The sequence below is a fragment of the Tsuneonella rigui genome, assembly GCF_003958625.1.
GTDB lineage: Bacteria > Pseudomonadota > Alphaproteobacteria > Sphingomonadales > Sphingomonadaceae > Tsuneonella > Tsuneonella rigui.
This window is the reverse complement of the sequence record NZ_RSEL01000020.1, coordinates 163,545-184,254: the sequence shown is the minus strand read 5'-3', so window position 1 is coordinate 184,254 and position 20,710 is coordinate 163,545. Positions and strand designations below refer to the sequence as shown.

The 20,710-nt window shown below is 68.1% G+C and carries 22 protein-coding genes; 9 read left to right on the top strand and 13 right to left on the bottom strand.

Annotated elements, in window-relative coordinates:
• Positions 1 to 58: 58 nt before the first annotated feature.
• The 4 genes from ELY12_RS09280 to ELY12_RS09265 form a co-directional block, all read right to left on the bottom strand.
• Positions 59 to 754 (bottom strand): aspartate/glutamate racemase family protein, encoded by a 696-nt coding sequence (locus tag ELY12_RS09280; protein WP_126176408.1) that lies wholly within the window; start codon positions 752 to 754, stop codon positions 59 to 61.
• 62 nt (positions 755 to 816) lie between these two features.
• Entirely contained in the window at positions 817 to 1,797 is a 981-nt protein-coding gene (locus tag ELY12_RS09275; RefSeq protein WP_164549467.1) for an alpha/beta fold hydrolase, read from the bottom strand.
• A complete protein-coding gene (locus tag ELY12_RS09270; protein WP_126176407.1) occupies positions 1,779 to 2,783 on the bottom strand; it encodes an SO2930 family diheme c-type cytochrome in 1,005 nt (334 codons plus the stop codon). Before ELY12_RS09270 ends, ELY12_RS09275 begins: the two co-directional genes overlap by 19 nt.
• Entirely contained in the window at positions 2,780 to 3,994 is a 1,215-nt protein-coding gene (locus tag ELY12_RS09265) for a parallel beta-helix domain-containing protein (protein WP_126176406.1), read from the bottom strand. The genes ELY12_RS09270 and ELY12_RS09265 overlap by 4 nt, the downstream gene beginning before the upstream one ends.
• Before the next feature lie 110 nt (positions 3,995 to 4,104).
• On the opposite strand from ELY12_RS09265, the gene ELY12_RS09260 reads away from it, so the two are divergent.
• A complete protein-coding gene (locus tag ELY12_RS09260; protein WP_126176405.1) occupies positions 4,105 to 4,458 on the top strand; it encodes a hypothetical protein in 354 nt (117 codons plus the stop codon).
• Here the strand turns inward: ELY12_RS09260 and ELY12_RS09255 are convergent.
• From ELY12_RS09255 to ELY12_RS09235, 5 genes are read right to left on the bottom strand one after another with little or no spacing between them, the layout of a single operon-like run.
• Entirely contained in the window at positions 4,455 to 4,775 is a 321-nt protein-coding gene (locus ELY12_RS09255) for a hypothetical protein (protein ID WP_126176404.1), read from the bottom strand. The genes ELY12_RS09260 and ELY12_RS09255 overlap by 4 nt on opposite strands.
• The gene (locus ELY12_RS09250) at positions 4,775 to 6,295 is read right to left on the bottom strand and encodes an NAD(P)(+) transhydrogenase (Re/Si-specific) subunit beta (protein ID WP_126176509.1); all 1,521 of its coding nucleotides are present in this window, start codon (positions 6,293 to 6,295) and stop codon (positions 4,775 to 4,777) included. The genes ELY12_RS09255 and ELY12_RS09250 overlap by 1 nt, the downstream gene beginning before the upstream one ends.
• Positions 6,296 to 6,306: 11 nt before the next feature.
• Positions 6,307 to 6,615, bottom strand: coding sequence for an NAD(P) transhydrogenase subunit alpha part 2 (locus tag ELY12_RS09245; RefSeq protein WP_126176403.1), 309 nt, complete (start codon positions 6,613 to 6,615; stop codon positions 6,307 to 6,309).
• A 3-nt stretch (positions 6,616 to 6,618) separates the two neighbouring features.
• Complete coding sequence (locus ELY12_RS09240) at positions 6,619 to 7,743, bottom strand: NAD(P) transhydrogenase subunit alpha (protein ID WP_126176402.1); 1,125 nt, start codon at positions 7,741 to 7,743, stop codon at positions 6,619 to 6,621.
• 11 nt (positions 7,744 to 7,754) lie between these two features.
• Positions 7,755 to 7,880, bottom strand: coding sequence for an aa3-type cytochrome c oxidase subunit IV (locus ELY12_RS09235; protein ID WP_241229800.1), 126 nt, complete (start codon positions 7,878 to 7,880; stop codon positions 7,755 to 7,757).
• A 139-nt stretch (positions 7,881 to 8,019) separates the two neighbouring features.
• Between ELY12_RS09235 and ELY12_RS09230 the strand changes: the two genes are divergently transcribed.
• Positions 8,020 to 9,438, top strand: coding sequence for a sigma-54-dependent transcriptional regulator (locus ELY12_RS09230; RefSeq protein WP_126176401.1), 1,419 nt, complete (start codon positions 8,020 to 8,022; stop codon positions 9,436 to 9,438).
• Here ELY12_RS09230 and folP read toward each other — a convergent pair.
• The 3 genes from folP to ELY12_RS09215 all read right to left on the bottom strand — a co-directional run bounded on the left by folP (position 9,435) and on the right by ELY12_RS09215 (position 12,607).
• Complete coding sequence (folP, locus tag ELY12_RS09225; protein WP_126176400.1) at positions 9,435 to 10,547, bottom strand: dihydropteroate synthase; 1,113 nt, start codon at positions 10,545 to 10,547, stop codon at positions 9,435 to 9,437. The two genes, ELY12_RS09230 and folP, sit on opposite strands and share 4 nt — an antisense overlap.
• A 124-nt stretch (positions 10,548 to 10,671) precedes the next feature.
• Positions 10,672 to 11,796: a site-specific DNA-methyltransferase gene (locus ELY12_RS09220; protein ID WP_126176399.1), complete on the bottom strand. Its 1,125-nt coding sequence runs from the start codon at positions 11,794 to 11,796 to the stop codon at positions 10,672 to 10,674.
• A gap of 139 nt (positions 11,797 to 11,935) precedes the next feature.
• Entirely contained in the window at positions 11,936 to 12,607 is a 672-nt protein-coding gene (locus tag ELY12_RS09215; RefSeq protein ID WP_126176398.1) for a ribonuclease HII, read from the bottom strand.
• Here ELY12_RS09215 and ELY12_RS09210 point away from each other — a divergent pair.
• From ELY12_RS09210 to ELY12_RS09185, 6 genes are all read left to right on the top strand, one after another.
• Positions 12,606 to 13,781: a PQQ-dependent sugar dehydrogenase gene (locus ELY12_RS09210; protein ID WP_126176397.1), complete on the top strand. Its 1,176-nt coding sequence runs from the start codon at positions 12,606 to 12,608 to the stop codon at positions 13,779 to 13,781. The genes ELY12_RS09215 and ELY12_RS09210 overlap by 2 nt on opposite strands.
• Before the next feature lie 47 nt (positions 13,782 to 13,828).
• Positions 13,829 to 14,353 carry a GNAT family N-acetyltransferase gene (locus ELY12_RS09205; RefSeq protein WP_126176396.1) on the top strand — a complete coding sequence of 175 codons (525 nt, stop codon included), beginning with the start codon at positions 13,829 to 13,831 and terminating at the stop codon, positions 14,351 to 14,353.
• 28 nt (positions 14,354 to 14,381) lie between these two features.
• Positions 14,382 to 14,927 (top strand): DUF1285 domain-containing protein, encoded by a 546-nt coding sequence (locus ELY12_RS09200; protein WP_126176395.1) that lies wholly within the window; start codon positions 14,382 to 14,384, stop codon positions 14,925 to 14,927.
• Positions 14,924 to 15,523 (top strand): CoA pyrophosphatase, encoded by a 600-nt coding sequence (locus ELY12_RS09195; RefSeq protein WP_126176394.1) that lies wholly within the window; start codon positions 14,924 to 14,926, stop codon positions 15,521 to 15,523. Before ELY12_RS09200 ends, ELY12_RS09195 begins: the two co-directional genes overlap by 4 nt.
• Positions 15,516 to 16,694, top strand: a complete 1,179-nt coding sequence (locus tag ELY12_RS09190) for a CCA tRNA nucleotidyltransferase (protein WP_126176393.1) — start codon at positions 15,516 to 15,518, stop codon at positions 16,692 to 16,694. The genes ELY12_RS09195 and ELY12_RS09190 overlap by 8 nt, the downstream gene beginning before the upstream one ends.
• Positions 16,695 to 16,790: 96 nt before the next feature.
• Entirely contained in the window at positions 16,791 to 17,306 is a 516-nt protein-coding gene (locus ELY12_RS09185) for a hypothetical protein (protein WP_126176392.1), read from the top strand.
• Between the two features lie 81 nt (positions 17,307 to 17,387).
• Here the strand turns inward: ELY12_RS09185 and parC are convergent, their stop codons facing one another.
• Complete coding sequence (gene parC / locus ELY12_RS09180; RefSeq protein WP_126176391.1) at positions 17,388 to 19,688, bottom strand: DNA topoisomerase IV subunit A; 2,301 nt, start codon at positions 19,686 to 19,688, stop codon at positions 17,388 to 17,390.
• A 152-nt stretch (positions 19,689 to 19,840) separates the two neighbouring features.
• On the opposite strand from parC, the gene ELY12_RS09175 reads away from it, so the two are divergent.
• Complete coding sequence (locus ELY12_RS09175) at positions 19,841 to 20,710, top strand: DUF4349 domain-containing protein (protein WP_164549466.1); 870 nt, start codon at positions 19,841 to 19,843, stop codon at positions 20,708 to 20,710.

Genomic DNA, 20,710 nt, shown 5'->3' with positions numbered 1-20,710 from the left:
TCCCTCGCGATAGGGACTCGGCGGAATCCCGACAACGGGAACGCCTGCGGAACATCTGCTAGTCGGCGGCGAGAATCCAGTCGACCGCTGCATTCGAGTGGATGCGCGTGGAATCGAACACCGGCAGCACGTTGGCGTCGACGTCGACGATCATCGCCAGCTCGGTGCAGGCGAGTACGATCGCCTCGGCGCCGTCCTGCTCCTTGCGGGTGATCCAGGTCTTGAGCGTCCGCTCGGCCTCGCGCGTGGCCTTCCCGCGCATCAGCTCCTCATAAATGATCCGGTCGACCTCGCCGACCATGTCCATGTCGGGCGGCAATAGGTCCACCCCGTGCGCGACCAGCCGTTCGCGATAGAAGCGCTCGGTCATCACGTTGCGGGTACCGATCAGAGCCGCGTTGGTCGCGCTCGCGGCTTCCATCGCCCGGCCGACGCAATCGGCGATGTGCAGTACCGGCACGCCGGCGGCCTCTGCTACCCGGTCATAGACCTTGTGCATCGAATTGGCGCAGATCAGCAGCCCCTCGGCCCCCGCGCCGGTCAGGCGGCGGGCGGACTCGGCGAGCACTTCGCCCGCGCGATCCCAGTCCTCATCGCTCGCCGAGCCCCACAGCTGCTCGAAATCGAGGCTTTCGATCAGCAGCGGCGCGCTCGCCATTGGCGAGGTGCGCCGGCGGACGCCGCGGTTGATCTGCTCGTAGTAATCGCGGGTCGAGACCCAGCTCATCCCCCCGATCAGTCCCAGTTTGCGCAATCGCCGTCCTCCCAGAGGCAAGTGAGGCGCGGCCATTATCGATGGCGCTATGCCGAGTAAAGCTACTGGCGCGGGTGGGCGGAAGGCGTCTGCGCTGTGAGCCAGGTCTCGAGCAGGCTCGCGCTGGCCTCGGGCGCTTCCTCCATCGGAATATGGCCGATGCCCGGCAGCACCTCGATGCGCGCGCCGGGAATGTGCTGCGCCAGCCAGCGCCCCGAAGACAGCGGGATCAGCGGATCGCGCTCGCCCCAAATGATCAGCGTCGGGACCTTGAGGCCCGCGAGCTGAGCCTCGGTGAAGGGCGTCTGCGGTGTCGCGAACCGGGTTGCGGTCGCCTGCCGGTTGCCCGGATAGCGCAGCAGCTCCCAGTACCGATCGACCGCCGCATCGGTGACGACCGCCTTATTGGTGACGCTCTGGCGCAGGCTCTTCTCGATCAGCGAGCGGGGTGTGATCGAGCGAATCAGCCACGCTGTCCCCGGCATCCGCGCGAGGGTGAAGCCGATGTTGCCCTTCGCCTTCTCAGTCTGCGGGGCGCCGCCCGCATCGACCAGCACGAGGCCGGCAAGGCGATCGGGATGCGCCAATGCAAATTCGAGCGCGATCCCGCCGCCCATCGAGTTGCCCGCGAGCACGAAGCGATCGAGCTCGAGCGCATCGGCCACCCGTTCGACGTCGGCGGCAAAGGCGTTGCGCGAATAATCGCCGTCGGGCGCTGGCCCGGTGAGACCGTGCCCTCGCTGGTCGAAGCGGATCACCCTGTGTATCCTGGCGAGCTGCTCGACCCATGGCTGCCAGGTGTGGAGGTCCGCGTTCGATCCGTGCAGCAGGACGATCGGCACGCCGCTGCGCGGGCCTTCGTCGCGCAAGTGAACGCGCTCGCCGCTGTCGAGCGTTACGAACTGCGAGGGCGACTGCGCGTACTTCGCCCGCATGGCCTTGGGATCGGTGTCTGGTGTCCGGAGGATCAGGAAGAGTGCCACCAGGGCTATCGCGACGACCGCCAGAGCCTTGAGCAGCCGCTTCACAGTCCGGCTATCCATCGTTTGACCACCTTGAGGCCGTCCTTGTCCACCGTCGCCTTACCCAGCTCGGGCATCGCGACCCCGCCCTCGGTGCTCGCCATGCGGTGCACGAGGATGGATTCGTCGGGCTTGCCGGGGACGACGTCGAACAGCAGTTCGCCCGCCCCGCGGCCGGCGGCGACCGGGCGTTTCATCACCCCGAGCGCTTGGTCATCGGTCTGCTGCCAGCGCAGGTCCAGCCCCGAGTTCGACGCGCCCGCGCCCGGCTGGTGACAGTGTGCGCAGTTGACGTCGAGATAACCACGCGCGGCCGAGGCTGCGGAGACCTTGTCGCGATCCTCCCACAGCGGCACGGCGCTCTTCACGGCCGGCACTGCGTCCAGCATCCCGGCGGAGGCGAACTGCTGGAGCCAATCGTGCGACAGGTTGCGCGCCTTCGGGCCGATCGGCGTCACCACACCATTGAGGCCGTGGCACTCCTTGCACTGGTTCTTGTTGGGCACGCGGTACTCGATCGCCTCGCCCGCGGGCGTCGTGACCGGCACCCGAGCGCCCGCGAGCGCCAGCTTGGCCTCGGTCTGCTCGGCGTTCCACAGGTACGGCAGTGCGACCCAGCCGCTCGCGCGGTGAAGCAGGACGCGGGTCTCGATCAGGCGGCGCTTGCCGTTATCCTCGAACGCGAACGTTTTAATCAGCGCCGCACCGACCGGAAGCTGCAGCAGGTTCTCGCCGTCCGCCTTGGCCTGCGCGCCTGCAGGCAAGTACATGAAGCGCAGCTTCTCGGCGCCGTCGGACCACAGCGGGGTGTTGAGGCGATAGGGCGTGACGCGGTTCGCTGGCACCTGACCCGGCGCGTCGGAGAAGAAGCCATACTCGGACAGGGTTGCCGGGAACGTCTCAGCCGTGACCACGGCATCGTTCGGCGCAGCCACCGGCCCGGCGGCGTGCGCGACCGCGGCTGCTGCGCTGAGCAGCGCCAAACCAAGGACTGCCGAACGGATCACGGGACCAGGCGCGCCTCCAGCTCGGCCGGTGCGCCGTAGCCGGTCAGCGTGACCGAGGCGTCCGGTGCTGCGACCTGCAGCGGCCCCGGCTTGACGTTTGCGACATCAAGCCCGCCGCCTTGCGAGGTCAGCCCGAGCGTCCAGCCTTTCAGCGACGGATCGACCCGCACCGCGACGGTGCCCGGCTGGCTCAGCCCATCCCACAGCACCGGCGGCAGCGCACCGCCGAACGCGGCGAGCATCTGCTCCTTGCCCTCGAACTGCGGATCGTAGCCGCCGCGGTCGACCCGGTTGGCGCCGATCGTCACGTTGCGGGGATAGGGGTTGTAGGTCGTGTCCTTGAACTGCAGCGGATAGGCGACGACCATCACCGGCGCGGTCGGGTTGTCGAGGATCGTGTTGCCCTCGACCAGCACCCCGTCGTTGGCCATCACCATCACGCCGGTGCCCCGGCGCACGCCGGCGACGATGTTGCCCTTGGGCGCGAAGTTCGGCGTGGTGTTGTGCGCCACCAGGTTGTCGCGCACCACGGTGTTGCCGCCGCCCATCACCGGCAGGCTGGGCAGGTCGAACACCAATATCCCGCCGGTGTTGCCGGTGACGTAGTTCGAGGTGACCAGCGCATCGCGGCTGTTTTCGATCTCGATACCAGCAACGTTGTGACGGGCGATGTTATTGCGCACGGTGATGCGCTTCGACTGGCCGACGTAAATCCCGGCGTCGGAGGCACCCGACACCTCGCTCTCGGTGATCAGCACGCCGTCGCTCTCGACCGGGTAGAGGCCGTAGGCGCCGTTGGTCTCCTTGGGGCCACCGGTCCAGGTGACCCGCAGGCGCTGGTAGACGATCTCATCCGCGCCCTTCGACTTGATCCCGTCGCCATGCGGGTTCTCGACCGCAAAATCGCGCAAGGTAACCTTGTCGCTGGTGACGAGCAGCCCTTCGCCCGCGCCCTGCTGGCCGGTGAAATCGAGCACCGTTGCATTCATTCCCGCGCCGCGCAGGGTCACACCATCGACATCGAGGCTGAGCCCGTCGTCGAGCAGGAAACGCCCCGCGCCGAGCACCACCTCGTCGCCCGGCTGCGCAGTGATCAGCGCTTCCTGCAGGCGCGCTTGCGCGCCGTCGCCGGCGGCGATCTCGTGGGTTTCGGCCAGTGCGGGTGAAGCCGCGGCGGTGAGCGCCAGGAGCGCTAGACGGGTGATCCTCATGGCCGGCAAGCTGCTACTGACAGCCTTGTTAGTCAACGCTGAACGCGGCGCTTGCATGACTCGCCGTTGAGGCGCACTTTCGCCGCTGTTCCTATGGGGAGGAGCATTCGATGGTTGCAAAGTTTCTCATCGGCGCGGTCCTGCTGACTGCCGCCGTGCCTGCCTATGCCGCGGAGCAGGAATTCGTGCTGGTCAACAAGACCGGCAAGACGATCAAGACGATCGAGGTGTCCGATGTCGGCAAAGGCGAATGGACGCCGGAAACGCTGGACGAGGACATGGTCCACGATCCGGTGCGCAACGGGATGAACCACACGGTGCACTACGACAAGGGCTGCAAAATCGACGTGCGGCTGACCTTCAGCGACGGCAGCCAGTCGGTGTTCGGCAATTTCGACGCCTGCGATTACGCGTTCGGCGACTTCTCGTTCAAGGGCGAACTGCCCGTGGTGAAGGGTACCTAGCCCAGCCCCACCGCGCACAGGCCGGCCGAGCTGGCGGTGACTGCGATCACTTCGCTGTCGCCGACCCGGCGGACACGCTCGACGTATTCGCCGATGGATACGGGGCGTTCGCGCTCGCCGGCCCGCGCCTTGAGCGCCTCGAGCTTGCGGAGTTGGCCGATGGTGAGACGATCGACCATGCGGCCCGCCATGCAGCTCGCGTTCTTGTCGGACAGCCCCGCTTCGACCAACGCGGATCGCACGCGGCTCTCGGCAATCTTCTGCACGCACCCGCCAGTAGCGAGCGCGAAGACCAGCAAGGGCAGCGCGGCGCGCATCAGTCGAGGTTCTTCACGATATCCTCGACCATCTTCTTCGCGTCGGCGAGCAGCATCATCGTCTGGTCGAGGTAGAACACGTCGTTGTCGACGCCGGCATAGCCGACTCCGCCCATCGAACGCTTGATGAAGAACACCTGCTTGGCGTTGCCGACATCGAACACCGGCATGCCGTAGATTGGGGAGGACTTGTCGGTCTTGGCAGCCGGATTGACCACGTCGTTGGCGCCGATCACGAACGCCACGTCGGCCTGCGCGAACTCGGAGTTGATGTCCTCCAGCTCGAACACCTCGTCGTAGGGCACCTGCGCCTCGGCCAGCAGCACGTTCATGTGCCCCGGCATGCGCCCGGCGACGGGGTGGATGGCGTACTTCACCTCGACGCCCTTGGCCTTGAGCTTGTCGGCCATCTCGCGCAGCGCGTGCTGCGCCTGGGCGACCGCCATGCCGTAGCCGGGGATGATGATGACCTTTTCGGCCTGTTCGAGCATGTAGGCGGCGTCTTCCGCGCTGCCCGACTTGTAGGGACGCTGCTCGCGCGCCTCGCCGCCGGCGATCGCGTCGTCCGCGCCAAACCCGCCCGCAATCACCGAGATGAAGCTGCGGTTCATCGCGCGGCACATGATGTAGCTCAGGATCGCACCCGAGCTGCCGACCAGCGCGCCGGTGACGATCATCGCGGTGTTGTGCAGGGTGAAGCCCATCGCCGCCGCCGCCCAGCCCGAATAGCTGTTGAGCATCGACACCACGACCGGCATGTCCGCCCCGCCGATCGGAATGATCAGGAGGAAGCCGATCGCGAAGCTCAGGACGAGCACGATCCAGAACAGGTTGTTTTCGCCCGGTCCCGCATTGGCGGCGACGGTGAACACCCCGGTCAGCGCGACGATGCCGACCAGAGTGCCAAGGTTGATGAGGTGCCGCCCCGGCAGCAGGATAGGCTTGCCGCTCATGTTGCCGTTGAGCTTGGCAAAGGCGATGACCGAGCCGGAAAAGGTGATCGCACCGATCGCCGCGCCGAGCGCCATTTCCACCCGACTGACGGTGAGAATGTTGCCGTCCATTCCCAGGATGCCGAACGCGCCGGGGTTGAGGAATGCAGCCACCGCCACGAGCACCGCGGCAAGACCGACCAGTGAGTGGAACGCCGCGACCAGTTGCGGCATCGCGGTCATCGCGATGCGGCGGGCGATGATCCACCCGACCGCGCCTCCCAGCGCGATCGCCGCGAGTATCTCGCCGAAGGTCACTCCATCGAACCAGTGCACGCCCGGCCCGCAATCGGCCGGCCACGCGCAGCCGCCGGTCTTTGTCACCGGCAGGTGCGTCAGCAGCGTGGTCACCACCGCGATCAGCATGCCGGCCATGCCGAAGCGGTTGCCGCGCTGGCTGGTCGCGGGGCTCGACAATCCCCGCAGCGCCAAGATGAACAACACGCCCGCCGCGAGGTAAGCCAGCGCCACCCACGGATTGACCGCATGCACCGCGTCGGCGGCGACCGACAGGTCGCTCGTCTCCATCGGCTGAAGCGTCACGCCTGTTTCTCCGCAGGCGGCGCCGGCTTATCCTTTTTCTTGTACATGGCGAGCATCCGTGCGGTCACCGCGAAGCCGCCGAAGATGTTGACGCTGGCCAGCGCCACCGCCGCGAGCCCAAGCCACTTCGAACCCGCGCTCCCCGCTGCCGCGCTCGCGATCAGGGCGCCGACGATGATCACCGAGGAAATCGCGTTGGTCACCGCCATCAGTGGCGTGTGCAGCGCGGGGGTGACCGACCACACGACGTAGTAGCCCACGAAACAGGCGAGCACGAAGATCGACAGGATCGAGATGAAGTCCACTGCTCAGCCCCCCTTGAGCCGTTCGCTCACCACTTGCCCGCCGCGCGTCAGCCGCACCGCGTCGCCGATCTCTTCGTCGAGCACGGGCTTGCCTTGGTCCTTGTCCCAGAAGGCGGAGAGGAAGTTGTAGAGGTTGCGGGCGTAGAGCGCGCTCGCGTCTGCCGCGAGGGTCGCGGGCGTGTTGGCGTAGCCGATGATCTTGACGCCGTGCTTCTCGACCGTCTGGTCCGCCACTGAGCCCTCGACGTTACCGCCCTGCGCGACCGCGAGGTCGAAGATCACACTGCCCGGCTTCATGGTCGCGATCTGCGCATCTGAGATCAGCCGCGGCGCGGCGCGCCCCGGAATCAGCGCAGTTGTGATGACGATGTCCTGCTTGGCGATGTGACCGCTGACCAGCTCGGCCTGCGCCTTTTGGTACTCGGGGCTCATCTCGGTGGCGTAGCCGCCGCTGCCCTCGCCCTCGATGCCCGCGACGTTCTCGACGAACACCGGCTTGGCGCCGAGCGACTGGATCTGCTCTTTGGTCGCACTGCGCACGTCGGTCGCCGAGACCTGCGCGCCCAGCCGCCGCGCGGTGGCGATCGCCTGCAGGCCGGCGACACCTACGCCCATCACGAACACCTTGGCCGCCTGCACGGTGCCGGCCGCGGTCATCATCATCGGGAACGCGCGGCCATAGACGTCGGCGGCGGCAATCACCGCCTTGTACCCGGCGAGGTTCGACTGGCTGGATAGCACGTCCATGCTCTGCGCCCGGGTGATGCGCGGCATGAGCTCCATCGCCAGCGCCTCGTACCCTTCGGCCGCGTAGGCATCGACCCGATCGCGGCGGCCAAACGGATCGAAGGTCGCGGCGATCCAGGCCCCTGCGTTCGCCCCGGCCAGCGCAACCGGATCGGGCGCCTGCACGCCCATCACGATGTCGGCGCCCTTGACCGTCTCCACCGCGGAACCGACCTCGGCCCCCGCCTCGGCATAGGCGGCGTCGGAAATGCTTGCGCTCACGCCCGCGCCGCTCTCCACCGCGACGGTGGCGCCGAGCGCGATGAACTTCTTGGCGGTTTCGGGCGTCAGCGCGACGCGGGTCTCGCCCGGCGCGGTCTCCTTGAGAACGGCGATCCGCAAGGGACGCGCGGTCAGCTGGAAATGAGGACGATGACGACCAGCCCGATCACGGCCAGCAGCGGCACGGTCCACTTCAGCAGCGCGATGAAGCTGCCGTACGTGCCCTGATGCGCCTTCATGTCGTTGCCCGAAGCCATCGCAATTCTCACCCTGTATCCAGTGTCTGGTTGGCGAGCCTCCTATCGCGCCCGCACCTGCTGCTCAACCCCGCGCGGCGGACTTAAGCGGACCTTTACTCCTGTCCCGTAATAGGTCGCTCTGTTTCGGAGTGGGACAATGATCGAAGGCGACGACCGCCTCCTGATGCTGATCGATGATGAGCCGGCGCAGAGCCGGCTGATTACGGCGCTCGCCGCGCGCGAGGGCTGGCGCACGCTAGTGGTGGCCGATTCGGAAACCGCCATCGCGACGCTGGGCACGCGCCAGGGCATGCAGCTCAGCGCGATCATCCTCGACCAGTGGGTGCCGGGCGACGACGCCTGCCAGCTGATCGAGGAATTGAAGAGCCGCCGACCGGGCCTTCCCATCCTCATGCTCACCGCGAGTGCCTCGCCATTGCTGGCGGTCGAGGCCATGCGCGCCGGCGCGACCGATTACCTGATCAAGCCGGTCGCGCCCGACCGCCTGATGCTCGCGCTGCGCAGCGCCACCAAGCGTGAGCCGCCGCGCGACGAACTGCAGCCGCTGACCGAGAAGCTCGGCCAGGTGCTTGATTTCGATGCAATGATCGGCAACGCGCCCAACTTCCGCGCCGCGCTGGCCAAAGCGGCCAAGACCGCACGCGGCCACGGCAACGTGCTGATCGAGGGCGAGACCGGATCGGGCAAGGAAATGCTGGTGCGCGCGATGCACGCCGCCTCCCCCCGCGCCAAGGGACCCTTCCGCCAGATCAACGCCCGCGCGGTGCCGGCCAATTCGATCGAGTCGGTCCTGTTCGGCCATGAGCAGGGCGCGTTCCCGGGCGCGTTCGAGCGCCAGATCGGCACGCTGCAGCACTGCGATGGCGGCACGCTGGTGCTCGACGAGGTCGACCGCCTGCCGATGGATGTGCAGGAAAAGCTCGCCGAGGTGCTCAAGACCGGCGTTGTCCGCCCGGTCGGCGCGCGGCACGGCTTCCGCATCGACGTGCGCGTGCTTTCCGCCAGCAACCTGCCCGTCAGCACTCTCGGCGACGCAGGCTATTTCCATCCCGCGCTGCACGAGGTGCTGGCGCCCGTCACCATCACCCTGCCCCCCTTACGCGAGCGGAGCGGCGACATCGCCGCGCTCGCCCGCCACTTCCTCGCCCGCATCGGCGAGCAGCCCGGCCTGCGGGCGCTGACCATCACCGACAGCGCGCTGGCACTGCTCGCCGCATTCGACTGGCCGGGCAACGTCCGCCAGCTGCAGGCGGTGCTGTTCCGTGCGGTGGTGTTCTGTGACGGCGACGCGCTCACCGCCGAGAGCTTCCCGCAGCTGTCAGACATGCTCGGCCAGCCGGCTGAGCCGCGCGACCCCAAGCACGACGGCGTGGGCGTCATGCTCTACACCGAGGACGGCAACCTGCGTTCGCTCGATGAGATCGAGGCCGACGTGATCCGCCTCGCCATCGGCCACTACCGCGGCCGCATGACCGAGGTCGCCCGCCGGCTGGGGATCGGCCGATCGACGCTTTACCGCAAGCTCGGCGATCTGGGGATCGAGAGCGCCGCCTAGTCCGGCAGCGCGGAGAAATCGGTCAGCGTCGCATCGCGCAGGCCGCGCCAGACGTTCCGGGCCTGCACCGTCTCGGCGACATCGTGCACCCGGATCAGCTGCACGCCGGCATCCATCCCCTTCAATGCCAGCGCGAGACTGCCGCCGAGGCGCTGGTGCGCTTCGGCCTCGTTGCTGAGCGCCCCGATCATCCGCTTGCGGCTCGCGCCCAACATCAGCGGCTGGCCGAGCGCATGGAACAGCGGCAGCGCGTTGAGCAGCGCGAGGTTCTCGGCGAGCGACTTGCCGAAGCCGATGCCCGGGTCGAGCACGATCTTGTCGCGCGAAATGCCCGCCGCGATCGCCGCGTCACGGCGTTCGGCAAGCCAGTCGAACACATCGAACACCACGCTGTCGTAATCGGCGTCGGCGTGGAGGTCCTCTGCCTTCCCCGGAGCGTGCATCAGCACCACCGGACAGCCGCGCGCGGCGACCACTTCCAGCGAGCGGGGATCGTGGCGCAAGGCCGACACGTCGTTGACCAGGTGCGCGCCGGCATCCAGCGCGGCCTCCATCACGGCCGCGCGGCGGGTGTCGACCGCGATCGCGGCGCCCATCTGGCGGCAGTATTCGACCGCCGGTTTGACGCGGGCGATCTCGTCGCCTTCCCACACTGCGGGCGCGCCCGGCCGCGTGCTCTCGCCGCCGATATCGACCAGCGCCGCCCCCGCCTCGAGCATCCGCGCCGCGTGCGCCGCGCCGTCCTCCGGCCGGTCGAGGAACTTTCCGCCATCGGAGAAGCTGTCGGGCGTGACGTTGAGGATGCCGGCGATCTGCGGCTGGTCGAGCCGGATGGTGCGCTCGCCGAGCTGCAGCGGCGGGTGCGCGGTCCGCAGCGCAGACCATTGGTTCTCCGCGTCGTCCCCGAGTTCGTCGGGGAGCCGCGCGAACGTTTCCGCCGCGGTCTCGGGCGTGAAGCGATGCCGCTCGACCACGCACCCGTCGCGCCGCACGATCGCGGCGAAACGGTGCGCATAGACCAGCCCGCCGGCGAGGCGGATCGCATCCCCCTCCTCGCTCTGCGGGCTCGCCGCGAGGCCGATGGGCATGAGGTAGAGGCGGTCGGTCATGAACAATGCCTACCTTCATCGTCATCCCCGCGGAAGCGGGGATCCAGCTCGGACGTCGCTTGCATGGCAGCGTCGGAAATGGATTCCCGCCTTCGCGGGAATGACGAGTTAAGCTTGGTGAGAACTAGTCTTCGACGCTCAGCAAGTACGTCTGCCGGACTGCGTCGATCGGCTTGACCGCATCGCCCTCGAGGTAGTGCCAGAACGCCCACCCGTTGCAGCTCGGCGCGCCTTGCAGGTCCTTGCCGAGGCCGTGGATCGACCCGCTCAAAGTGCCGCACAGTAGCGAACCGTCGGCCCGCACAGTGGCAGTCCAGCGCCGCTTCTTGTCGAACACTTGCGTCCCCGGCGGCAACAGCCCCGCCTCGACCACCGACCCGAACGCGACCTTGGGCTGGGTGCGCGGGCTGGCCATGGTCGCCAGCGCGCTTTCGTCGAGCGGGAGTTCCTTCTCGATCCGTTTCGTCGCGACCTCGCGGTAAGCCGGCTCGCGCTCGCAGCCGATCCATTCTCGGCCGAGCCGCTTGGCGACCGCGCCGGTGGTGCCGGTGCCGAAGAACGGGTCGAGCACGACGTCGCCCTTCTCGGTCGTTGCCAGCAGCACGCGGTAGAGCAGCGCTTCGGGCTTCTGCGTCGGGTGCGCCTTGTGGCCGTCTTCCTTGAGCCGTTCCTGCCCGCCGCAGATCGGGATCACCCAGTCGCTGCGCATCTGCAACTCGTCATTGAGAGTTTTCATCGCGCGATAATTGAAGTGATAGCGCGCCTTTTCTCCCGTGCTCGCCCACAAGAGCGTCTCGTGCGCGTTGGTGAAGCGGGTGCCGCGGAAGTTCGGCATCGGGTTGGTCTTGCGCCAGACGATGTCGTTGAGCAGCCAGAACCCAAGGTCCTGCAGGATCGCGCCAACGCGGTAGATGTTGTGGTAGCTGCCGATCACCCACAGCGCGCCGTCGGGCTTGAGCACGCGCTTGGCCTCGGTCAGCCACGCGCGGGTGAAATCGTCGTAGCTCTTGAAGCTGTCGAACCGGTCCCATGCATCGGTTACCGCATCGACATGACTGCCGTCGGGCCGGTTGAGATCGCCGCCCAGTTGCAGGTTGTAGGGCGGATCGGCGAAGACAAGGTCGACGCTCGCGGTCGGCAGCCGCTTCATCGCCTCGACGCAGTCGCCCGCCAGGATGCGTCCCACCGGCAGTTCGACCGCCTCCTGTGCGGCGCGCACACGCACCCGCGTGGTCTCGATGACCCCCATCCCGTCACTTCCCCCTGATTCAAGTTATCCACAGGGTGAGTCCAAGCGGACTCGCCGTCAAGCGGGGAGTTGGGAGCGACGTAAAATTCGCTGAAATGGTTAAGACAGAACGAAAGGTGTCCGCCACAAGATGTTGAGTCTAGGCGACTTCCTGTAGCTCGAAATCTGGAGGGGTGTTGCCGGAAAGACTCAAACCGGCGGCAATTCGCACCGGCGCGAAGCTCTTGCGATGAAGCGGGCACGGTCCGTGCTCGCGCAGCGCCCTAAGGTGGGTCGGGGTCGAATAACCGACGTTGGTGTCCCACCCGTAGTGCGGGTGCGCGAGCGCGTGCTCACGCATGATTCGGTCGCGGTGCGTCTTGGCGATAATCGACGCGGCCGAGATGCACGGCTCGCTCTCGTCGCCGCCGACGATCGCCCGCGCAGGCCAGCGCCAGGCGGGCTGGCGCTTGGCGGGCGTAAGGTTGCCGTCGACGAGGATCTGCAGCGGATCGCAGCCCACCACTTCGCACAGCCGGGTGACAGCCAGCGTCATCGCCAGCATCGTGGCGTGGAAGATGTTGATCTCGTCGATCGTCTCGACTTCGATCACGCCGATCCCGAACGCGCAGCGCCGGCGGATGCGCTCTTCGAGGTGCTCACGCTCCTCGCGGGTCAGCTTCTTCGAATCGTCGAGCCCTGCCGGTCGCGGCTTGCATAGCGCGACCGCGGCGGCGACAACCGGCCCTGCGAGCGGGCCGCGCCCGGCCTCGTCCACCCCGACGATGAGCGGGGTGGAGCCGAACTCTGGATGAGGTGTTCCTGACAGCATGACCCGAAATGCGATCTGTTCCGCCCTCATATCCACTGCCGCGCTGGTTCTCGCAAGCTGCGGATCGGGGGCGGCGGGGGATAGCGCCGCGCAGGCGAAGTCCACGCCGGCCAGCGCCGACGGCGTGCCGTTCGCGATCACCGAGCACGGCGCGTTCAACGAGCCGTGGGCGGCCGATTTCGCGCCCGGCACTTCGGTGCTGTTCATCACCGAGAGGCCGGGGACGATGAAGTTTGTCGATCTCCCAAGCGGGCGCCGCGGGACCGTAACCGGCCTGCCGAAAGTCGACTACGGCGGCCAGGGCGGCCTCGGCGAAGTGGCATTCCTCCCGACCGAGCGTTCCGCGACGCTGGGCACGCGGACGATCTACCTGAGCTGGGTCGAGGCGGGCGACGGCGACACGCGCGGGGCGGTCGTGGGCCGCGGCAAGCTGGTATGCGAGGAAGCCGATGCGTGCCGCATCGATGGCCTCACCGTGATCTGGCGCCAGGACCCCAAAGTGACGGGTCGCGGGCACTTCTCCCACCGCATCGCCTTTGCGCCCGACAGCAAGACGATGTTCGTTTCCAGCGGCGACCGGCAGAAGTTCACTCCCGCGCAGGACCTGTCGGTCAATCTGGGCAAGATCGTGCACCTCAACCTCGACGGAACGCCGGCGGCCGGCAACCCGTCATTCCCGGGCGTCGCGCGGCGCGAGATCTGGTCGCTCGGCCACCGCAACCTGCTCGGTCTGCAGTTCGATGCGCAAGGGCGGCTGTGGGACCTCGAGCACGGGCCCAAGGGCGGCGACGAGCTTAATCTGGTCAAGCCAGGCGCAAACTATGGCTGGCCGGTGGTCTCCAACGGCGACAACTATGACGGCAGGCCGATCCCGCGCCATTCGACCCGGCCCGAGTTCGCCGCGCCGGCGATAAGCTGGAATCCAGTGATCGCCCCGGGCGACTTCACCTTCTACTCGGGCAAGCTGTGGCCCGAATGGAAGGGCAACGCGGTGATCGGCGGCATGAAGCCGACCGTGCTGGTCCGCGTCGCCATCAACGGCGAGAACGCACGCGAAGTCGCCCGCTACCCGATGGACAAGCGCATCCGCGAGGTCGTCGAAGGGCCCGACGGCGCGCTGTGGCTGCTGGAGGACGGCAAGGGCGGGCGGCTGCTGGAGCTGCGCCCGCGCTGAATCGGCTCGACAGCGGGGACGCGTGACCCTATCGGCGCGCGCCTTCCATGCCCTCGCTCGTCCCCCTCGCCTCGGTCCCGCCGCACTTCGTCGACGAACTGCTCGACGCGGCGTTCGAGCCTGAGCGGCGCACGCGCACCGCCTATCGCATTCGCGAGGGCGCCGATTTCCTGCCTGCACTGAGCTTCGCGGCGCTCGATGATGAGCAATACCTGGTCGGCTCGATCCAGCTCTGGCCAATCGCGCTCACCGATCCGCAAGGCCGCGCGCATCCGCTGATCATGGTGGGGCCGGTCGCGGTGCTGCCCGCGCACCAGGGCGAGGGGTACGGCAAGGCGCTGATGGCCGCCGCGCTCGGCGCGATCGATCCCGCTGCGCCGCTGACCCAGGTGCTGATCGGCGACGCGTCCTACTACGCGCGCTTCGGCTTCGTGGAGGCGCCGCGCGGGTGGCAGTGCCCAGGGCCGTGGGATCCGGCCCGGCTGCTGGTACGCGGCGGCACGGGAAACTTGCCGGCGGAGGGCATGCTCGGCCCGTGGGTGACTGCCGGCAGCGCCAGCTTGGCGAACTGACCCGCATCTGGCATCGCCCACGCCGACGATGCCCTACGAGCCGCCGCCCGAGATCGCCGCCCTGTCGCTCGCCGAGCTGGCCGAGGCCGTCGCCGCGCGCAAGCTGCCGCCGGTCGAGAAGTGGGCTCCGGGTGAGGTCGGCGACAGCCACATGGAAATCCGCGCTGACGGCACCTGGCTGCACGAGGGCGGCGTAATCACCCGCCCCGCGATGGTGCGCGCGTTCGCCTCGCTATTGCTGCGCGATGATCAGGGGCACTGGCTGGTCACGCCGGTGCAGAAGCTGTCGATGGCGGTCGAGGACGCGGCCTTCGTCGCCACCGATGTCACCGAAAAGGACGGCGCGCTCGCATTCCGGCTCAACACCGACGAGATCGTGATCGCCGGACCGGACCATCCGCTGACCGCGCGCGGCGTTGCGCACACGCCCGCGCTCTATCTAGCCGTCCGGCGCGGATGCGAGGCGCGGCTCAACCGCTCGACCTACGAGCAACTCGCCCAGATCGCGCTGGCGCACGGCGAGGACTGGTCGGTGTCCAGCCAGGGCGAGCGCTTCTCGCTGGTGCCTGCGTGACGCTGTTCGACCGGCTCGCATCGGTGTTCGCCGCCGGCCACGCGCGAGAGGTGGAACTGCTCGCCGACGCCATGGCGCCTCCTCCTGGAGAGCTGCGCCCCGCGGCGGTGCTGATCGCAGTGACCGATCGGCCAGAACCGGGTGTTATCCTCACCCATCGCCCCGAAACCATGCGCGCGCACGCCGGTCAGGCCGCGTTCCCCGGCGGCAAGCTCGACCCCGGCGAGGATGCGGTCGCTGCCGCCTTGCGCGAGGCGCACGAGGAGCTGGGCATCCACCCGCGCGATGTGCAGGTCATCGGCGCGTCCGATCCGTTCCACACCCGCACCGGCTACGACATCACGCCCGTGCTCGCGGTCGTACCGCCCGATCTTCCCCTCACCCCCAACCCGGCGGAAGTCGCCGAGTGGTTCGAACCGCCGCTCGCATTCGTGCTCGATCCCGCCAACCGCGTGCCGCGCACGGTCGAGTGGGAGGGCGCCCCACGGACCTATTTCGAAATCATGTGGCAAGGGCATCGCATCTGGGGTGTGACCGCGGCGATCATCGGCAACCTGTCGCGGCGAATGGCACTCGCCGAGGTGTTCGATGCCTGAGCTCCCGCAAGCCGAGTGGACCCGCCGCCCCGAGCTGGCGCGGCTGGTCGCGGCGCTGGGCGCCGACAAGGTTCGCTGGGTCGGCGGAGCAGTGCGTGACACGCTGCTGGGCGCGGAAGTGCGCGACATCGACGCCGCCACCCCGATCGAGCCGCGCGCGGTCGTTACCCTGCTCGAGGAGGCGGGCATCCGCACCATCCCGACCGGGATCGACCACGGCACCGTCACCGCGATCCTCGACGGCGGCAACGTCGAGATCACCACCTTGCGCAAGGATGTCGAGACCGACGGCCGCCGCGCGACGGTGGCGTTCGCGACCGAGTGGCGGGACGATGCCGCCCGGCGCGACTTCACCATCAACGCGCTCTACGCCGATCCGGCCACGCTCGAGGTGTTTGATTACTTCGGCGGGGTCGCCGACCTGGAGGCACACCACGTCCGCTTCATCGGCGACGCCCGCCAGCGCATCCGCGAGGATTACTTGCGCATCCTGCGCTATTACCGCTTCCAGGCGCGGTTCGGTTCGGAGCTCGACGCCGAGGCCGAAGATGCCTGCGCGGAGCTCGCCAGCGGCCTCAAGGGCCTGAGCCGCGAGCGGGTCGGCTGGGAACTGCAGAACCTCCTCGCCCTCCCCGATCCCGCTGCCACCGTCGCCCGGATGCGGGAGCGCGGGGTGCTCCCGGTGGTACTGCCGGAAGCTGGAAAGCACGAAGTCGAAGCACTTGAACAGGTAATCGACGCCGAACGCACGGCGGGCCTGCAGCCCGACCCCATCCGCCGCCTCGCCGCGCTGATCCCCGCCGTGCCCAGCCTGGCCGAAACAGTCGCCGCGCGCCTGCGCCTCTCTCGCAGCCAGCGCGATCGGCTCGCCTGCGCCGCCGCGCGCTCGCCCGACGATGCGCAGGAACCGCGCGCGCTCGCGTACCGCAGCGGCGTCGCCTGTGCAGTCGACCGGCTTTTGCTGTCCGGTGTCGACCCTGCGCCGCTCATCGGCTGGGAACCGCCCGACCTGCCGCTCAAGGGCGGCGAGATCGTCGGCCGCGGCGTGTCCGCCGGACCGGAGGTTGCGCGCATCCTCCAGGCCGTCGAGCGACAGTGGGTTGCGGAGGGCTTCCCGCCCCGCGCGCGTGTGACCGAATTGCTCGATGCCGAACTCGCCGCGCGCGGCTGAGCCGCTTCATCGCGGCTTCAGGAATCGGGCCTAAACCATCTTGCCTACCTTTCGATAGGTGTCCTAAAGACGCCGACGAAAAGCCAAGGAGCAAAGATGAAGTTCGCCCGCCTTGCCGCATTCTCCACGTTCCTCGCCGCCGCCGCGATTCCCGCGGCCGCGTTCGCCCAAGTCGCCGCCGGGGCCACGGTCTACGGCCCTGACGGCACCGCGGTCGGCACCGTCGCCAGCGTCGATGCTGGCACGGTGATGGTCGACACCGGCACCTACAAGGCGCCGCTGCCCGAAAACGCCTTCGGCAAGGGCGACAAGGGCCCGACCATCACCGTCACCAAGGCCCAGCTCGACGAGATGATGGCGCAGCAGGTCGCCGCCGCGAACACCGCACGCGATGCCAAGCTGGTCGCGGGTGCGGCGGTGGTCTCGCCCAAGGGCGCGCCGCTCGGCACGATCAATTCGGTCGACGGCGATGCGGTGGTGCTCGAAAGCCCGTCCGGCGCGGTCGCCCTAAAGCGCGAGCACTTCGCGCTCGATGCAAACGGCGCATTGATTGCACTGTTCACCGCAGAACAGGTGGCCGCGGCCGCCGGGGCGGGCAACAGCTCCCAATAACCGAAGGCTCACCCCCCTCAGAGCCCTTCGGGTCGTTGAGCGGGTCGTCGGCAGAGATGCCGGCGGCCCGCTCTTAATTTGTCAGAACCGGTTGTCCTTGGGGAACCCGCGCGGGGGCATGCGGCCGGCGGCGCCGCGGGCGACCTTCCACTGCCAAACCTCTTCCTCGGTGCGGGTGCGGCCGGTTTCGCCGCCCATCGCCCAGCTTAGACCGTCGGCGAGGGTGAAGGTGATCGCGTCCGACAGTCCGCCGTCGCGGTAGCGCTGCAGGGTGACCCCCTGCCCGCGCGCCATGACTGGCATCTCTTCGAGGTTGAACACCACCAGCTTGCGGTTGTCGCCGACCACCGCGACGTGATCGTGCGCCGGGGCGATCTCGCGCACCACGGCGAGCTTCTGCCCGGGCTTGAGATTCACCACCTGGCGGCCCTTGCGGGTCTCGGCGAGCAGCTCGTCGGTTTCCGCGGCGAAGCCCTTGCCGCTGGTCGCCGCCAGCAGCAGCTGCCCCTTCGGCCGGTGGACCATCGCGGCGACCACGGTCGCCTCTGGATCGATGTCGATCATTGTCCGCAGCGGCTCGCCGAACCCACGCGCGCCGGGCAGCTTGTCGGCGCCGAGCGTGTAGAACCGACCGTCATCGGCGGCGAGCAGCAGCTTGTCAGTGGTCTGCGCGTGGAGCGCGAAGGCCGGCCCGTCGCCTTCCTTGAACTTCCAGTCCTGCTCCAGCGGCAGGTGCCCGCGCGCCGCGCGGATCCAGCCGCGCTGCGAGAGGATCACCGTCACCGGCTCCTTCTCGATCATCGCCGAGGGATCGTATTCGACCGTCGGCGCAGCCTCCGCGATCGTCGTCCGCCGTCGGCCGAGCGGAGTATCCTCGGCGTATTCCTTGCGCACACCCGCAAGATCGCGCTTCAGCCGCGTGCGCTGGCGCGCCGGGCTTTCGAGTAGCTTGGTGAGGTCGTCCTGTTCCTTGAGCAGCTCGTCGCGCTCGCGACGCAGCTCCATTTCCTCGAGCTTGCGCAAGCTGCGCAGCCGCATGTTGAGGATCGCCTCGGCCTGCCGGTCGGTGAGCTGGAACTCGGCCATCATCACCGGCTTGGGCTCGTCCTCGGTGCGGATGATCTCGATGATCCGGTCGAGGTTGAGGAAGGCGACGATGTAGCCTTCGACCAGCTCCAGCCGCTTGGCGATCTGGTCCAGCCGGTGGCGGCTGCGGCGCTGGAGGATGTCGATCTGGCTGGCGATCCAGTGGAGCAGGACCTCCTTCAGCCCCATCACCATCGGCGTGCGCCCGGTGCCGGGCTGCGCGTCGAGGACGTTGAGATTGAGCCCGAAGCGCGTTTCCAGGTCGGTCAGCTTGTAGAGCGACTCTTTCAGCAGCTCAGGGTCGACGTTGCGGCTCTTGGGCACGAAGACGATGCGGATCGCCTCGTCGCTCTCGTCGCGCACGTCCTCCAGGATCGGCAGCTTGCGGTCGGCGATGAGCTGCGCGACCTGCTCGATCAGCTTGCCCTTGGGCACCTGGTAGGGGATTTCGCTGACGACGAGCTGCCACTGCCCGCCCCCAAGCCGTTCGATCCCCGCCTCGCGGTCGGCTTGGTCCTTGGCCTCGGCGGCATGGAACCGCGCGCGCATGCGGAACGACCCGCGCCCGGTCTCGTAGGCGGCCGACACGACTTCGGCGCTGTCCACCACCAGCCCGCCGGTGGCGAAGTCCGGCCCGTGGAACAGCTCCATCAGCCGCGCGTGCTCGGCGTGGGGGTTGTCGATCAGCTCGAGCGCGGCGTCGAGCACCTCGGCCACGTTGTGGCTGGGGATGTTGGTCGCCATGCCGACCGCGATGCCGCTGGCGCCGTTGGCGAGAAGATTGGGAAACAGGCCGGGGAAGATTTCGGGCTCTTCCTCCTCGCCGTTATAGGTCGGGACGAAGTCGACCGTGCCTTCGTCGAGCCCCTGCATCAGCAGCAGCGCGGTGCGAGTCAGGCGGGCCTCGGTATAGCGGTAGGCGGCGGCGTTATCGCCGTCGATGTTGCCGAAGTTGCCCTGCCCCTCGACCAGCGGATAGCGGAGCGAAAAGTCCTGCGCGAGGCGCACCATCGCGTCGTAGACCGAGGCGTCGCCGTGCGGGTGGTACTTGCCGATCACGTCGCCGACCACGCGGGCAGACTTCTTGAACGCCTGGGTGGGATCGAGCCGCAACTGCCGCATCGCCCACAGCAGGCGCCGGTGCACCGGCTTCAACCCGTCGCGCAAGTCGGGCAGCGAGCGCGCGGTGATCGTGGAGAGCGCATAGACGAGGTACCGCTCCGACAGCGCGCTGTCGAACGGGGCGTCGACGATCGCGTCGAACGGGTCTTTCTCGGCGTCGATAATGTCGGCCATGCGCGCCGCCCTAGCAGCGCCATGGGCCGCCGCTCAACGCCGGAACGCGAGGCTATCCCCACGCTCCTCGGTCGCGGAAAACGATGCCGCTTGAATTATGGCCAAAACAAGGCATCATTGTGGCGGGAATGGGGCATGAGAGGATTAGAGCTATGAAGAAATCGCTGTTTCTCGCCACAATTGGGGCGCTGACCTTGTCGGCTTGCAGCGCCGACGATCACCATGAGCAGGCCGCCGACGCGCAATCGTCCGCGATGTCGGCAGGAGAAGCCGTCGAAGCGGCCGCGGTGGACGCATCCACGGCTGATGGCAGCGTAATCCCCGCCTCGATGCCGCAGCTTGCCTACGATTTCGGCCTGTCGTTCCGATTGCCGTCGGACGAGATCGGCAAGCTTATGCGCCGCCACGCCTCGGTGTGCGAGCAGCAGGGCCCGCAATCGTGCCGGATCGTCGGCATGGACCTGTCGGGCGATGCCGAGCGGGAAGACGTGCACGGCACGCTGAGCCTCGCGGTCGCCTCCAGTCACGCCCGGGCGGTCAGCGCGCTGATGGACGAAGAGGCGAGCGACGCCGGCGCCAAACAGGTTTCGGCGACGATCGGCAGCCAGGAAGTGTCCAAGCAGGTGGTCGACACCGAAGCGCACATCCGCTCGCGCGAGCAACTGCGCGACCGGCTGACCGAAGTCCTGCGCACCCGCAAGGGCAGCGTGAAGGAACTGGTCGAGGCCGAACGCCAGGTCGCGGCGGTCAACGAGGAGATCGACCAGGCGCGCTCGTGGCTCGCCGAGACGAAGGGCCGCGTCGCGTTCAGCCGGATGGATATCGACTACGCCCCGGCCGCCGCCCCCGCGAGCGATTTCCTCGCGCCGATCAGCAGCGCGCTCGGGTCGATCGGCGGTCTGCTCGGCACGATCATTGGCGCTCTGATCGTCATGCTAGCGATCGCGCTCCCGCTGCTGGGAGCAGCGCTGGGCGGGCGGTGGATCGTGCGGCGGCTGAAGGCGCCCGTACTGGAAGGCTGA

Coding starts and splice junctions, on each gene's coding strand:
- ELY12_RS09275 (WP_164549467.1), bottom strand. CDS start 1,797: ATGGATAGCCGGACTGTGAAGCGGCTGCTCAAGGCTCTGGCGGTCGTC.
- ELY12_RS09265 (WP_126176406.1), bottom strand. CDS start 3,994: ATGAGGATCACCCGTCTAGCGCTCCTGGCGCTCACCGCCGCGGCTTCA.
- ELY12_RS09260 (WP_126176405.1), top strand. CDS start 4,105: ATGGTTGCAAAGTTTCTCATCGGCGCGGTCCTGCTGACTGCCGCCGTG.
- ELY12_RS09255 (WP_126176404.1), bottom strand. CDS start 4,775: ATGCGCGCCGCGCTGCCCTTGCTGGTCTTCGCGCTCGCTACTGGCGGG.
- ELY12_RS09250 (WP_126176509.1), bottom strand. CDS start 6,295: ATGGAGACGAGCGACCTGTCGGTCGCCGCCGACGCGGTGCATGCGGTC.
- ELY12_RS09235 (WP_241229800.1), bottom strand. CDS start 7,880: ATGGCTTCGGGCAACGACATGAAGGCGCATCAGGGCACGTACGGCAGC.
- ELY12_RS09230 (WP_126176401.1), top strand. CDS start 8,020: ATGATCGAAGGCGACGACCGCCTCCTGATGCTGATCGATGATGAGCCG.
- folP (WP_126176400.1), bottom strand. CDS start 10,547: ATGACCGACCGCCTCTACCTCATGCCCATCGGCCTCGCGGCGAGCCCG.
- ELY12_RS09220 (WP_126176399.1), bottom strand. CDS start 11,796: ATGGGGGTCATCGAGACCACGCGGGTGCGTGTGCGCGCCGCACAGGAG.
- ELY12_RS09210 (WP_126176397.1), top strand. CDS start 12,606: ATGACCCGAAATGCGATCTGTTCCGCCCTCATATCCACTGCCGCGCTG.
- ELY12_RS09215 (WP_126176398.1), bottom strand. CDS start 12,607: ATGCTGTCAGGAACACCTCATCCAGAGTTCGGCTCCACCCCGCTCATC.
- ELY12_RS09205 (WP_126176396.1), top strand. CDS start 13,829: ATGCCCTCGCTCGTCCCCCTCGCCTCGGTCCCGCCGCACTTCGTCGAC.
- ELY12_RS09200 (WP_126176395.1), top strand. CDS start 14,382: ATGCCCTACGAGCCGCCGCCCGAGATCGCCGCCCTGTCGCTCGCCGAG.
- ELY12_RS09190 (WP_126176393.1), top strand. CDS start 15,516: ATGCCTGAGCTCCCGCAAGCCGAGTGGACCCGCCGCCCCGAGCTGGCG.
- ELY12_RS09185 (WP_126176392.1), top strand. CDS start 16,791: ATGAAGTTCGCCCGCCTTGCCGCATTCTCCACGTTCCTCGCCGCCGCC.
- parC (WP_126176391.1), bottom strand. CDS start 19,688: ATGGCCGACATTATCGACGCCGAGAAAGACCCGTTCGACGCGATCGTC.
- ELY12_RS09175 (WP_164549466.1), top strand. CDS start 19,841: ATGAAGAAATCGCTGTTTCTCGCCACAATTGGGGCGCTGACCTTGTCG.